Below are 11,812 nucleotides of genomic sequence, written 5' to 3'. Positions count from 1 at the left end.
GGGGGGGCGGCTATGGCTCTCACGCCCGCACAGCAAGATTTTCTGCACGAAACGGCAAAGGAACTTGCGGCGGCTCCCGCCGTTGGTGGTGAGCGCGGCCGCATCATGGAACGCGCCGCCGCCACGCTGGGAAAGAGCAAAAAGAGCGTGTACGCCCTTCTCAAAAAGCATACGGGCTGGAGCAGCGGACGCAAAACGCGGGCGGACAAGGGCGAGACCTGTGTCGACCGGGAGCTGGCACTTGCTGTCGGGGGACTTTCCCACTTGAGCGAGCGCCAGACCGGCAAGCGGATCACGTCCATCAAGGCCGCCCGCGAGCGTCTGGCCGCCAACGGCCTCGGCATTGTCAACCCGGAGACCGGAGAAGTCATCATGCCCAGCGCTTCGACACTTTCCCGCGCCATGCGCCGCTACGCCTGCCATCCTGACCAGCTGGGAGCGGCGCGTCCCGCCACGGAGCTGCGCAGCCTGCACCCCAACCACACATGGGAGATCGACGCATCTGTCTGCGTCCTCTACCGCCTTAAGGGCGGCGGTGTGCGTCTTCTGGACGAAAAAATCTATAACAAGGACAAGCCCGGGAAACTGGTGGAGATCGCCGGGCAGAGGGTCGTCCGTTACATCGTCGCGGATCACTTCAGCGACGCGTTTTACCTGCGCTACGAACAGGCCAAGGGAGAAGACGCTCAAGGGGTCATCAGGACACTGGTGGAAGCGATAAGCGATCGTGGCGAAAGAGACCCTCTGCACGGCGTCCCTGTTCAGCTGCTCATGGACAAGGGCAGCGGCAACCTTTCCTCCCTTGTGCGGGACTTTCTCGACAACCTTGGTGTCATCCCCCTGACGCATGAAGCAGGCAATCCCCGCGCTAAGGGCACGGTGGAATGCCTGCAAAATCTGGTAGAAAAGGGGTTTGAGTCCCGGCTGCGCTTCATGGAGACGCCGTCCATTGAAGAGCTCCAGCGACAGGCGGATGCGTGGCGACGCCATTTCAACGCCCACGCCGTTCTGACACGTGCGGGACGCCCCCGGAACAACCTCTGGATCGGCATTACGGACGGACAGCTCAAGACCGTGGATCGCTCCGTGCTGGAGGCCATCGCCCACTGGCAGGACGTGCGCCGCAAGATCGACGGCAAGTTCCGCATCAGCGTGGATACCCGGGCTTGCGGGGTGCATGAATACGACCTGCGCGAGCTGGGTTACCACGGCCTGTGCGTGGGCGACAGCGTGGTGGTGCGCCTCAATCCCTTCCGGGCTCCGGCCATCACGGTCATCAAGGAGCTCCCGAGCGGCGAAGAGCTGCGCTTTGAGGTCCGGCCCATCGAGAAGGACGCGGCCGGGCGTGACATCACAGCCCCGGTCATCGGTGAAAATTTCCGCCGTGCGCCCGATACCCCGGCGGAAACGGCTCTCAAGGAAATCAAGATGCGCGCCTACGGGACGGACAGTCTTGAAGAGGCCGAAAAGGCCCATAAGGCCCGCAACCGTGTGCCGTATGCCGGTCTGGACATTATGGCGGACGTGAAGGAGGCCCCGCAATACCTGCGCCGGAAGGGCGAAGCGTTGCCCGTGGACACACCGCAGGCGGCGCCGATACCGCTTAGTCACGCACAGGCGGCGCAGCGCCTCAAGGCTCTGTGCGGCGAGGTATGGAGCGCTGATCCGGCTGCCTGCATGGCATTGGTGCGCAAGCGCTTCCCCGTGCAGGTGCCGGAAGGGGCGCTGGAAGAGCTGGCCGGGGCCATTCAGGAGCGCTTCGCACCGCGTCCCGCGACCGTAATCCGCTTTGAAGGGGGACGGGCATGCGCCAATTAACAGATCCGGCGGCGCTCAGAAATCTGTTTGCCGTCCACAAAATCAGTCAGCGGCAGGCGGCGGCCGCCTGCGATGTGAGCCCCGCGACCATCAATATATTGTTGCGCAAGGGGCTGCCGCCCAAAACAGACTGGACCGGACTTAAGAATGCGCTGATCTCCCTGCTGGAAGAATCGGGCGCGAACGGTCTGGATGCGGAATGGGCGCTCAGAGACGAAGAAACGGACGCAAAAAAAAAGAATGGCGAAAGCAGCCAAGAGGAAAACGATATGATCATCCGCAAACAGCACCTCAAGATGTCCACCCGCCAGCACTTCAAATTGCTGCGCGATCCCTTCGCAGATCCGCAAGGCGTGGAGGATGTCTACCTGAACCCGGACAGCCGCTTTGTGCGTGAGACCATGCACGATGCCGCGGTCAACGGCAATTTCCTGGCCGTGGTTGGTGAATCCGGCTCCGGCAAGTCCACGCTGCGCGAGGAACTGGTGGAGCGTCTGCGCCTCAACGGGGAATCCGTCATCGTGGTGGAACCGTACACCCTGAGCATGGCGGAATCGGAAAAGAACGGGAAGCCGCTGCGCGCCCCGCACATCGCCGAGGCCATCATCTCCACCGTCTCGCCCGGCACCAGCGTGCCGTCCAGCCCGGAGATGCGCGCCCGCAAGCTGCACAAGGTGCTGGTGGAATCCAGCCGTGCGGGCTTCCGGCACTGCCTCGTCATCGAAGAAGCCCACGACTTGCACATGCACACCTTGAAGGCCCTCAAGCGATTCTGGGAACTCAAGGACGGCATGCGCCGCCTGCTGTCCATCATCCTCATCGGGCAGACCGAACTCAGGGACAAGCTCTCCAGCACCCAGAGCGACGTGCGCGAGGTGGTGCAACGCTGCGATGTGGTGGAGCTGCCGCCCATCAAGCAGCCCGGGGACTTTCTCGCCTTCCGCTTCCAAAGGGCGGGCGCCTGCCTGGAGGATGTTTTTTCCCCGGACGGGATCGAGGAACTGCATGACCAGCTGATCGTGGCACGCGGGCTCAATTCCGCCGGAGTATATCTTGGCTACCCGCTGGCCATCAGCAATTTTGCCATAGCTGCCATGAATCTGGCGGCGGAACTTGGCTTTGACCTCGTCGACGCCGATATCGTGCGGCAGGTACAGCCGTAGAATAAGGAGAAAAACCATGACGAAGCGTGTGAAACCTGTCCTCAATATCCCTGTTGTGAACACCGTGGAAGACGCCGACGCCATCCTGGCCGAAATAGCCGCCCGCAAGCGTCAGATCAGTCTGCATGAGATCGCCCTCAAGGAAGACGTGGACAAACTGAAAACAGAATGCGCCGCCCGCTGTGAACCGCTGAAAAAAGACATCGAAGCTCGCGAGCAGGCGCTTATGCAGTTCGCACTGGCCCGGCGGGAAGAGTTGTTCAAGGGCCGCAAGTCCCGCGAGCTGACTTTCGGCATCATCGGTTTCAGAGTCTCGTCCAGCCTGCGGACCATCAAAAAAATGACTTGGGAACGGGTGCTGGGCGTTCTCAAGGAGCGTGGCATGACCAACTGCATCCGCATCAAGGAAGAAGTGGACAAGGAAGCCCTGCGCACCCTTGGCCCCAACACGCTGGCGGATGTGGGCTGCAAGCTGGTGCAGGAAGACGGCTTTTTCTACGAGCTCAACGAAACAGAGCTGGAAGGAAACCGGACATAGGGGGACGACATGAGCAAGCTGATCGGCATGATCCACATGGCCAAGGCACGGCTCGGCATGGATGATGAAACCTACCGTATGTTTCTGGTCGATACGATCGGAAAAAACTCTCTGCGGGACACAAACGCCCGCGAGCAATGGCGCGTTATGGAAGAACTGAAGCGGCGCGGCTTCGCACCCCAGGCCATCCATAAGGGCGCCCGCCTTGTGGATGATCCGCAGGCGAAGAAAATCCGCGCCCTCTGGCTGACCATGGCCGATTGCGGCATCGTCCGGGACAGATCCGAGAAGGCCCTCGGCACCTATGTGCGCCGTATCACAGGGGGTGGCCTGGCGGACGCCAGCACAAAGCAGCTCTCCCTTGTTATCGAGACCCTGAAACGGTGGCTCGACCGCTGCGACGATCCCCGGAAACGAGAAATTTGCCTGTCGGTCCTGAAGGAGCAGGATGCGCCGCCCATGCTGGACGGACTTCCCATAATCGGAGGCGGTTGTGGCGAGGTCCGGCACTAACCGCGGCTCAGACCTGCTGAATCAGATAGAGGCCATCATCGAGGAAGAGCTCGCGAATGGCACCACCACGCTCGCCCGCCGGGTCACCACGCGCATCGCGTTGGAGTTCGGGGGCGAGCAAATCTATTTGCCGAAGGACAAGGCTCGCCGGGATGCCAGGATTTTTGACGAATACACCGGCGACAATGTTCTGGAATTGCGTGCGCGGTACAAATTGAGCGAATCGACGCTTTATCAGGTCATCCGCGCGGAACGTTCCCGGCGGCGCCTACGTCAGGGCGTCTTGCCCGGGGTTTTGTTACAGGAGGAAGATCAATGAGTCAGGAACAGACACAGCGCCCCCATCTGGCCACCAAGGCGGAACTGATCAAGGACGTGCTGCGCATCACACGCGAGGAAGACGCCCGCGATCTCCACGCCGTGGACGTGGAAGTTGTCCTGGATGCTCTGGCCGAAGCCTGCGCTGCACGACTGGCTGCCGGGGATGACGTGACGCTGCCGGGCATCGGCCGCCTGAAGGTAAAAGCACGGGCCGCCCGCATGGGGCGTAACCCGCGTACAGGCGAGCCTATGTCCCTTCCACCCAAGCGTGGTGTGACGTTCAATGCCGGGAAAAAGCTGCTCGGGAGGATCGAGTAACATGGGGATGGACGGCCTCATGCGGGTACTGGTGATAGCCCTGCTGGTACTGGCCGGATCGCTCTCTGGATGCGAAGAGGTGCGGATGCAGCAGCTTGATGCCGAATACGAGGGCGGGAGACCTGCATCCAAATTTCGGACGATCTGTGTCGAAGGATACCGGTATCTCGCGATGGAAGAAGAGTACAGTCAACGATCCTACGGTGGGCTTACCCAGATGTGGGAGAACACCCCCTACGGCCCCAGACCCATGATGTGCCGACAGCCTGAAGAGACTCTTCGGCCAGACGCGAATCCCATCTAAGAACGTACAGTGACCTGCTTTGCAAAGACGAAAAAGGGAGGCTTTTGCCTCCCCTTCTATTTTCATCCCACGCAATAAAATTGCAAAGTGTCTTCCCGGTATATCCCGGCTCATCCCTGGTTATCCCACTTTTATCCCCTCGGTTATTACGCTATGAATCATTTTTTGTTTCGCGCCTGTCAGGCGCTCAACAGGCTAAAGCCCATAAATAAAAGAGCGTGCATCCCTGGCGGATACACGCTCTTTTGGTTGGCCAAAGCGTTGTTCGGCCGCTAGCCGGGTCCGCCATCCACGCCCCTTTCGGAAAAAAGGGGCTCATCATATGGCGGCAGGAAGGCGCCGGGCCGGTAGCGTGCGGCCTACAGGCTGCCCTGCTTCACGAAATCATCCGGCACGTCGGCCAGCGTGGCCACCATGACGGCCTTGATGGTATGCATGCGGTTGGCGGCTTCGGCAAACACGAGGCTGTTGGGCGATTCGAAGACTTCGTCGCTCACTTCCATGCATTCCAGACCGAAACGCTGGTACATCTTCTCGCCGATGATGGTGTCGCGGTTGTGGAAGCTGGGCAGGCAGTGCAGGAAGGCACAGCGCTCGTTGCCGGTCCTGCGCATCATCTCGGCATCGATACGGTAAGGGGTCAGCAGGTTGATGCGTTCCTGCCAGACATCTTCCGGCTCGCCCATGGAGACCCAGACGTCGGAATACAGGAAGTCGCAGCCCCTGACGCCGTTGTCCGCATCTTCCGTGCGGGTGATGCGGGCACCGGTCCGTTCGGCGATGGCGCAGGCCTGCCCGTAGATCTCGTCGGAGGTCCACAGGGCCCGGGGCGCCACGCTGCGGAAATCCAGGCCCAGCATGGCCGAGGCGATCATCAGGGAATTGCCCATATTGTACCGGGCATCCCCGATATAGGCCAGGGTCTGGTCCTTGTAGGGCTTGTCGCAATGCTCGCGCATGGTCAGAAAGTCCGCCAGGATCTGGGTGGGGTGCCATTCGTTGGTCAGGCCGTTCCACACCGGCACGCTGGCATAGCGGGCCAGTTCTTCCACGATGCTCTGGCCGAAGCCGCGGTATTCGATGCCGTCATAGAAGCCGGCCAGCACGCGGGCCGTATCGGCCATGGATTCCTTTTTGCCGATCTGGGAGCCGGAAGGGCCCAGATAGGTGGTATGGGCACCCTGGTCATGGGCCGCCACCTCAAAGGAGCAACGGGTCCGGGTGGAATCTTTTTCAAACAGCAGCACGATATTCTTGTCCAGCAGGAACTTGGGCTCGCGCTTTTCCTGCTTGGCTTTTTTCAGTGCGGCGGCCAGATCCAGCAGGTAGATCAGGTCTTCGGAAGTAAAGTCCGTTTCCTTCAAAAAATCTCGATTGGTCAGTCTGCTCATACCATGCTCCACCCTTCCCGGGTCGTTGCTGAAACTCTCTCCGCCCGTGCCGCCCGGCGGCTGCCGGCCTGTCCGCAGGCCGTTTTCCTCTACAGGCGGAAAGCAGGAATCTAGCAGCGCCGGGCCGCTTTGTCCATGCCCGAACGCCGTGTCACACGAACGCCATGTCCGCGCACGGGACAGGATGCGGATACACCGGCGCGGAGACGTTGCCCCCGGCACCGTTTGCGCTTATGCTGCCATCAAGAAAGGAGATCCCCATGCGAACCTGGACATGCCTCGCCGGACTGCTCGCCCTGGCCCTGCTCCTAGGCCTGATGCCCTGTCCGGTGTCTGCTGCCCCATCCGCCTGCCAGCTCAGCAAGGTCGTCATGCTGACGCGTCACGGTGTCGCGGCTCCGGCCGACGACAACCAGCTGCCCCGGATCACCGGCAAAGCCTGGCCGCAATGGCCGGTGGGGCCCGGTCAGCTCTCGCCGCGCGGCGCCCGGCTGCTGACGGCCCAGTGGGCCTCCCTGCGTGCCCTGTACCTTCAGGCCGGTCTGCTGCCGGCGCAAAAGACCGAATCCCGGGTGTTCGTGCGCGCCGACAACACCCCGCGCAGCCGCGGCAGTGCCGAGGCCCTGTTGCGGGGCCTGACGCCGGGCACCCTGCCCGCCTATGCCGTGCTGAACCTGGATCCCGACCCTCTCTTCGAGCCCGTCCAGGCCGGTCTTGCCATCTTCGACCCGGCCGAAACGGCCCTGGCCGTGCTGGACCATATCAACGGGGACTTCTCCCAGTTCTGGGAAAGCCTGGGCGAACCCATGTCCCTGCTGGACCAGCTCACAGGCCCCCTGACGGCGGAGGTCTGCAACAGCATCAACCTGCCCGGCGGCTGCCGCCTGTCCGACATGGTGCCCACCATCTCCATCATGGACATGGGCCGCCGTGTGGAGATACGGGGCGGCCTCGGCCTGGGATCGCTCCTGGTGGACCGGCTGGTGCAGGAATACGCCCAATGGCCGCAGCAGGATGCCGCCTGGGGCCAGGCCAACGCCGCGGCCCTGCGCAAGCTCCTGCCCATCCGCAGCGAGATCTTCAACGCCCTGCACCGCACGCCGCTGGTCGCGGGCATCTACGGCGGCCCCCTGCTGCGGGACATGGCCCTTGCCCTCTACAGCCAGCATGCCGACCCGCGCCTCAACGAGGCCCGGTGCGCCGTGTTTGTAGGCAACGACAACAATCTGGCCGCCGTCGGCGCCCTGCTGGGCATCGACTGGCAGGCTTCGGGCTTCCCGCCCAACGCCCTGCCCCCCGGTACCGTCCTGGCCATGGAGCTGTGGGAAGGCCCCGGCAACGCCAGCGAGGTACGCTTCCGGGTCTTCCTGCAGAGTCTTGATTTCATGCATGCCCCGCTGAGCGTCACCACGGCCGGCGGCTACCAGACGGCCCCGGACAGCTTCGGCCCGGCCCTGCTGGAAGCCCATGTCACGCTCGACGGCCAGGAGGACGGCCCGGTCATGGGCAGAGAACGTTTTGAACAGCGTGTCCGCGGCGCGCTGGAAGGCCGGGGCCTGCCGCGCATCACTTTCCTGCCTGAAATGGTCTCTTCGCAGGCCCCGGCACCCGTCCTTCCCGTACAGCCATGACCAACGACGAAAAAAAGACCTTGCTGCGGCAGCGCTATGCCGAACTGGATGACGCAAGCCTGTGCGCACTGGAGCGCCACAAGCTGACCGAGCAGGCCCGTGCGCTCTTCGATGCGGAGCTGGCCCGCCGCGGCCTTGATCTGACCGCCTACGAGGCACGTCATGGCGACAGCCTCCACCGGAGCCGGACGGCCCTGCGCCGGCGCCAGTGGCGCGGCGTGGGCCTCAAGGCCATCCTTGCCGGGATCATCTTTGCCGGGGCCGGGCTGGTCCGGCAGCAGTACGGTGACAGCCTGGATGCCCTGGAGGCCCTGCCCGTGGCCACCGGTGGCCTGGCCCTGGTCATCCTCGTGCTGGCCCTCGCCCTGCGCCGTCGCTGAGACCCGGCCGGACAAGCCATCCGCCGGAGCGACAGATATCCGCCGAAGCCCCGGAGCCCCTGGAGCCATCTTCCATCCCGCCGCGCCGAGACCACCGGCCCTGCACCATCATGTCCTGCCAGGCTGGCGCAACTGCCAGTCTTGTCGACGAAACCTCTCCTTCCTGTACAAAAAACGGGGAAATGCCGTGAAGCATCTCCCCGTTGCCGTTTTATGTCGTCAATATGGGGACGTTTAGTCGTCGCTGACCTGGGGGGCCGTCCCCGGCGCCACCATCTTCAGGGCATGGCGGCAGATCTCAAGATTCTTGCGGTAGCCTTCGATGTCCGGCCCGCTGGTGTGCCCGGCGCGGGCATAGCAGTCCAGGGCTTCCTGCAGGGTATCCACAGCTTCCTGCCACTGACCGGCCGTCGCCAGGGCCACGCCCAGGTTGCCCAGGGAGAAGGCCGTTTCCGTATGGTCGCCCAGCAGCCCCTTGCGGATGGCCGCGGCCTGGCGATGCAGGGCGATGCCCTGCTCAAGATCGCCGCGTTCTTCGCGGATGCGCCCCAGATTGTTCAGGCAGGTGGAGACATCCATGCGGGACTCGTTTCCCGGCTGCTTCTCGAACACGTCCCTGGCCTTGAGCAGCAGCTCCTCGGCGCCGTCCAGATCCCGCTGCATGTACAGGCAGGCCGAAAGGCGCAGCAGTGCCCCGGCCACCAGCGGATGGTCTTCCCCAAAGGCGGCGCGCAGACCGTCCACGGCTTCGCGGCTCACGGCGATGCTTTTTTCCACCTGTCCGGCAGCAAGGTACAGGCGCCCCAGGTTCTGCAGGGCGCCGCAGGTGGCGGGATCCTGCGCTCCCTGCCGCTCGCGCAGCAGGCTCACGGCCGCCTCGATGGCTTCGATGGCTTCGGCCTGGCGGCCCTGTTCGAAAACGGCACGCCCCAGCCCGTCCAGGGCCAGGGCCTTGTGCAGGGGATCGTCCGTCCCCTTGTCCAGCAACTGGCGATACCGGCTTTCGGCACCGGCAAGGTCTCCGGCAGCCATCAGCCTGCCGGCGGCACGGATCTCCTGGATCCAGCTTTTCGCATCCATGTTTGCCCTCCTGACATATCTCTTCTGCCGGGCTGTGTGCGTGTACGTCCGGCCATGCTGGCCCCATGTTGCCAAAACGGGCAGCCGGTCGCAACCGTCCGTCATCCCGGCTGCGCCCGCCCCTCAATCCCGCAGCAGGTCCATGCGCAGGATCTCCACCGTGCGTACCTGCCGCATCACCAGGGGCCCGTGCAGCCACAGCCAGTTGTCCTGTTCGTCACTCAGCCCCTGATGCCGCAGCTCCGCGGCCACAAGGGCGCAGATGTCTTCCACGGCCGCCACGGCCTGCTGCCCCCCGGCCCCGGTCGTCAACGGGGCCGCTGCCGCCTGCTGCAGGGCCGTGCACATATCGGCGCCCAGACGGGGCAGGCCCTGCACGGTACGCCAGGCCCATTTGTAGAAGGGCAGATAGCGCCGGTTCAGCAGGCAGGCCAGGGAAAGGGCCGCCTCGCTGAAACGCCCCAGGGCCAGCATGGCGCCGATGCCGTCCCCCCGCCCAAGGCAGCGCGGCAGGTTGTACTGGCCGGCCTGCGCCATCTGCATGCAGCGCGTGGCCATCTTTTTCAGGTGCAGGTCACGGGGAAAATAGTCCAGCAGGGTCGCGCGCCAGGCACTGAAACGGCCGGGCCCGTCGAAAAAGACCTCACCACTGGTGCAGGTGGCCAGGCCCCATTCCTTCATGCCCAGCCAGTGGCGCCAGTGGGACGGGGGCGTGTCCCGGCCGGTGAAGCGGGCATAAAAATCCTCCAGGGCCAGGGGCCCTGTCCGCCCCCTGCGCCGTTCCGGCGCCATGCGGCAGGGAAAGCCCCCGAAGGTCCCGGGCAGCAGACGCAGGACGTCTTCCAGCCGCTGCCCGTGCCGGGCCAGGTCTTCCCGCGAAAGCCAGAGGCAGAAGCCCGGCCCCCAGTCGTGATCCCGGGACGTGGCATCGTCAAAACCCAGGCATTCCGAGCCCTCCCCCGCCAGCCCCACGGCGCACAGGGGCAGGATGTCGCCCGCCTGTTCCTGCAGCAGGGGCAGGCAGGCCTCGAAATAACGCCGGGAAAGTTCCAGTCCGTGCATCATGATCATCTCCCCGGGGCGGCGTCCGCCGACTGTCCGCCCCCCTTGCCGTCAGGCCGGGGCACAGCATGACGCTGCCCCCACACGGCCACGATGAGGATGCCGCCGAGGATGGCGGCCGAACACAGCACAAGGCGCGGGGTGATGGCCTCGCCCACGAAGACCACCGCCCCCAGGGCCGTGATGACGGGCACGCTCAGCTGGGCGGCGGCGGCCGCCGTGATACTGTAACAGGGCACCAGCGCATACCAGAGGATATAGCCCAGGGCAGAGGCCAGGGCCCCGGCGCACAGGGCCAGCACCACCCCTTGCGGCGGCAGGGAGAGTCGCCACCACAGGGCCAGCATCAGCACCAGGACCAGGGGGACGCAGCGGATGAAATTGTCGGTGGTGGCCTCCGCCGCATGGCGGAATTGGCGGCCGCACAGACTGTAGGCCCCCCAGGCGGAACCGGACACGAACATCACGCAGGCCGCCGGCAGGGGCGGCGCCTCCAGACCGGGCAGCAGCAGGACCACGAGCCCGGTCATGGCCAGGCCTATCCCCAGCGCCTGCCCCAGACCGGGCCGCTGCCCCGCGCGGATGCCGTAGCCGAGCATGCTGGTCTGCACGGCCACGGCGATGACCAGGGCCCCGGCCGCGGCGGGCATGCTCACATAGGCGACGGAAAACGCCAGCATGTAGACGAACAGCGCCAGGGCCGCGCCCCGGCTGCCCTGCCCCCGCCAGTCCGGCACCAGCCCGTGACGCCGCCGGCGCCATGCGTGCAGGACAACAAGCATCAGGGCGCCGGACGCCATGCGGATGGCCGTATAGCTGACCGGATCCATGCCGTGATGCAGCAGGGCAAGGCGGCACAGGACGGAGTTGAGGGCAAAAAGGGTCATGCACAGCAGGGTCAGCAGCGCCAGCGGCAGGCCTTTTGGCCGGGCGCGGCGTACCGCGGGCCCTGTTCCCGGCATGCATCGTTCTGCGTCCGTCATCCTTTCCTCCCCGCGCCGGACATGGCGCCGCGGCTATTCAAAAGAAATCTGCCGCCAATGACAAGCAAAATCCGTACCTTCGGCAAACCATGCCACAGGATTGCAAAAATCCTCCCGCGCGTCCTTCACATGATGCAGCGGCGCATCCTCCGGCATTGCCAAGGGTGCGGAACTGCAACAGAAAAGCCTCCCGAAGGAGGCTCTCGGCCGGGCCCGCCCGTCCAGAAGGACGGCAGGCAGCACAGGACATGTACGGACACGCCTGCCCGATACCAGAGGGGCCCGGGAACGCATGGGACGCGGGCGGCAA

Annotated in this window: 13 protein-coding genes; 8 read left to right on the top strand and 5 right to left on the bottom strand. The window is 64.3% G+C overall.

What is annotated here, in order from left to right:
* The first annotated feature begins 12 nt into the window (after window positions 1-12).
* Window positions 13-1,818: a DDE-type integrase/transposase/recombinase gene (locus DESPIGER_RS00765; protein ID WP_072331765.1), complete on the top strand. Its 1,806-nt coding sequence runs from the start codon at window positions 13-15 to the stop codon at window positions 1,816-1,818.
* Here DESPIGER_RS00765 and DESPIGER_RS13050 read toward each other — a convergent pair.
* Window positions 1,815-2,108: a hypothetical protein gene (locus tag DESPIGER_RS13050; RefSeq protein ID WP_162273843.1), complete on the bottom strand. Its 294-nt coding sequence runs from the start codon at window positions 2,106-2,108 to the stop codon at window positions 1,815-1,817. The genes DESPIGER_RS00765 and DESPIGER_RS13050 overlap by 4 nt on opposite strands.
* Here DESPIGER_RS13050 and DESPIGER_RS00760 point away from each other — a divergent pair.
* From DESPIGER_RS00760 to DESPIGER_RS00740, 5 genes are read left to right on the top strand one after another with little or no spacing between them, the layout of a single operon-like run.
* A complete protein-coding gene (locus tag DESPIGER_RS00760; protein ID WP_162273842.1) occupies window positions 2,088-2,981 on the top strand; it encodes an ExeA family protein in 894 nt (297 codons plus the stop codon). The genes DESPIGER_RS13050 and DESPIGER_RS00760 overlap by 21 nt on opposite strands.
* Window positions 2,982-2,997: 16 nt before the next feature.
* Window positions 2,998-3,519, top strand: coding sequence for a host-nuclease inhibitor Gam family protein (locus DESPIGER_RS00755; RefSeq protein WP_072331759.1), 522 nt, complete (start codon window positions 2,998-3,000; stop codon window positions 3,517-3,519).
* 9 nt (window positions 3,520-3,528) lie between these two features.
* Window positions 3,529-4,032: a regulatory protein GemA gene (locus tag DESPIGER_RS00750; RefSeq protein WP_072331756.1), complete on the top strand. Its 504-nt coding sequence runs from the start codon at window positions 3,529-3,531 to the stop codon at window positions 4,030-4,032.
* Window positions 4,013-4,351 (top strand): Mor transcription activator family protein, encoded by a 339-nt coding sequence (locus tag DESPIGER_RS00745; protein ID WP_072331753.1) that lies wholly within the window; start codon window positions 4,013-4,015, stop codon window positions 4,349-4,351. Before DESPIGER_RS00750 ends, DESPIGER_RS00745 begins: the two co-directional genes overlap by 20 nt.
* Window positions 4,348-4,671 carry an HU family DNA-binding protein gene (locus tag DESPIGER_RS00740; protein ID WP_072331750.1) on the top strand — a complete coding sequence of 108 codons (324 nt, stop codon included), beginning with the start codon at window positions 4,348-4,350 and terminating at the stop codon, window positions 4,669-4,671. Before DESPIGER_RS00745 ends, DESPIGER_RS00740 begins: the two co-directional genes overlap by 4 nt.
* 663 nt (window positions 4,672-5,334) lie before the next feature.
* Here the strand turns inward: DESPIGER_RS00740 and argF are convergent.
* Window positions 5,335-6,366 (bottom strand): ornithine carbamoyltransferase, encoded by a 1,032-nt coding sequence (argF, locus tag DESPIGER_RS00730; protein WP_072331744.1) that lies wholly within the window; start codon window positions 6,364-6,366, stop codon window positions 5,335-5,337.
* 260 nt (window positions 6,367-6,626) lie between these two features.
* Here argF and DESPIGER_RS00725 point away from each other — a divergent pair, with 260 nt between their 5' ends.
* Window positions 6,627-7,997 (top strand): histidine-type phosphatase, encoded by a 1,371-nt coding sequence (locus tag DESPIGER_RS00725; RefSeq protein WP_072331741.1) that lies wholly within the window; start codon window positions 6,627-6,629, stop codon window positions 7,995-7,997.
* Complete coding sequence (locus tag DESPIGER_RS00720) at window positions 7,994-8,377, top strand: hypothetical protein (RefSeq protein ID WP_072331738.1); 384 nt, start codon at window positions 7,994-7,996, stop codon at window positions 8,375-8,377. The genes DESPIGER_RS00725 and DESPIGER_RS00720 overlap by 4 nt, the downstream gene beginning before the upstream one ends.
* Before the next feature lie 234 nt (window positions 8,378-8,611).
* Here the strand turns inward: DESPIGER_RS00720 and DESPIGER_RS00715 are convergent, their stop codons facing one another.
* From DESPIGER_RS00715 to DESPIGER_RS00705, 3 genes are all read right to left on the bottom strand, one after another.
* Window positions 8,612-9,457 carry a tetratricopeptide repeat protein gene (locus DESPIGER_RS00715; RefSeq protein WP_072331735.1) on the bottom strand — a complete coding sequence of 282 codons (846 nt, stop codon included), beginning with the start codon at window positions 9,455-9,457 and terminating at the stop codon, window positions 8,612-8,614.
* Between the two features lie 123 nt (window positions 9,458-9,580).
* Complete coding sequence (locus DESPIGER_RS00710; RefSeq protein ID WP_231927594.1) at window positions 9,581-10,522, bottom strand: DUF4037 domain-containing protein; 942 nt, start codon at window positions 10,520-10,522, stop codon at window positions 9,581-9,583.
* 2 nt (window positions 10,523-10,524) lie between these two features.
* Window positions 10,525-11,502 carry a DMT family transporter gene (locus DESPIGER_RS00705; RefSeq protein WP_231927593.1) on the bottom strand — a complete coding sequence of 326 codons (978 nt, stop codon included), beginning with the start codon at window positions 11,500-11,502 and terminating at the stop codon, window positions 10,525-10,527.
* Window positions 11,503-11,812: the final 310 nt, after the last annotated feature.

It is taken from the genome of Desulfovibrio piger (genome assembly GCF_900116045.1).
In the GTDB taxonomy this organism is placed as follows: domain Bacteria; phylum Desulfobacterota; class Desulfovibrionia; order Desulfovibrionales; family Desulfovibrionaceae; genus Desulfovibrio; species Desulfovibrio piger_A.
This window is presented reverse-complemented; position numbering and strand designations above follow the sequence as displayed.

Coding starts and splice junctions, on each gene's coding strand:
- DESPIGER_RS00750 (WP_072331756.1), top strand. CDS start 3,529: ATGAGCAAGCTGATCGGCATGATCCACATGGCCAAGGCACGGCTCGGC.
- DESPIGER_RS00760 (WP_162273842.1), top strand. CDS start 2,088: ATGATCATCCGCAAACAGCACCTCAAGATGTCCACCCGCCAGCACTTC.
- DESPIGER_RS00720 (WP_072331738.1), top strand. CDS start 7,994: ATGACCAACGACGAAAAAAAGACCTTGCTGCGGCAGCGCTATGCCGAA.
- DESPIGER_RS00725 (WP_072331741.1), top strand. CDS start 6,627: ATGCGAACCTGGACATGCCTCGCCGGACTGCTCGCCCTGGCCCTGCTC.
- argF (WP_072331744.1), bottom strand. CDS start 6,366: ATGAGCAGACTGACCAATCGAGATTTTTTGAAGGAAACGGACTTTACT.
- DESPIGER_RS00765 (WP_072331765.1), top strand. CDS start 13: ATGGCTCTCACGCCCGCACAGCAAGATTTTCTGCACGAAACGGCAAAG.
- DESPIGER_RS00755 (WP_072331759.1), top strand. CDS start 2,998: ATGACGAAGCGTGTGAAACCTGTCCTCAATATCCCTGTTGTGAACACC.
- DESPIGER_RS00740 (WP_072331750.1), top strand. CDS start 4,348: ATGAGTCAGGAACAGACACAGCGCCCCCATCTGGCCACCAAGGCGGAA.
- DESPIGER_RS00705 (WP_231927593.1), bottom strand. CDS start 11,502: ATGACGGACGCAGAACGATGCATGCCGGGAACAGGGCCCGCGGTACGC.
- DESPIGER_RS00715 (WP_072331735.1), bottom strand. CDS start 9,457: ATGGATGCGAAAAGCTGGATCCAGGAGATCCGTGCCGCCGGCAGGCTG.
- DESPIGER_RS00710 (WP_231927594.1), bottom strand. CDS start 10,522: ATGATGCACGGACTGGAACTTTCCCGGCGTTATTTCGAGGCCTGCCTG.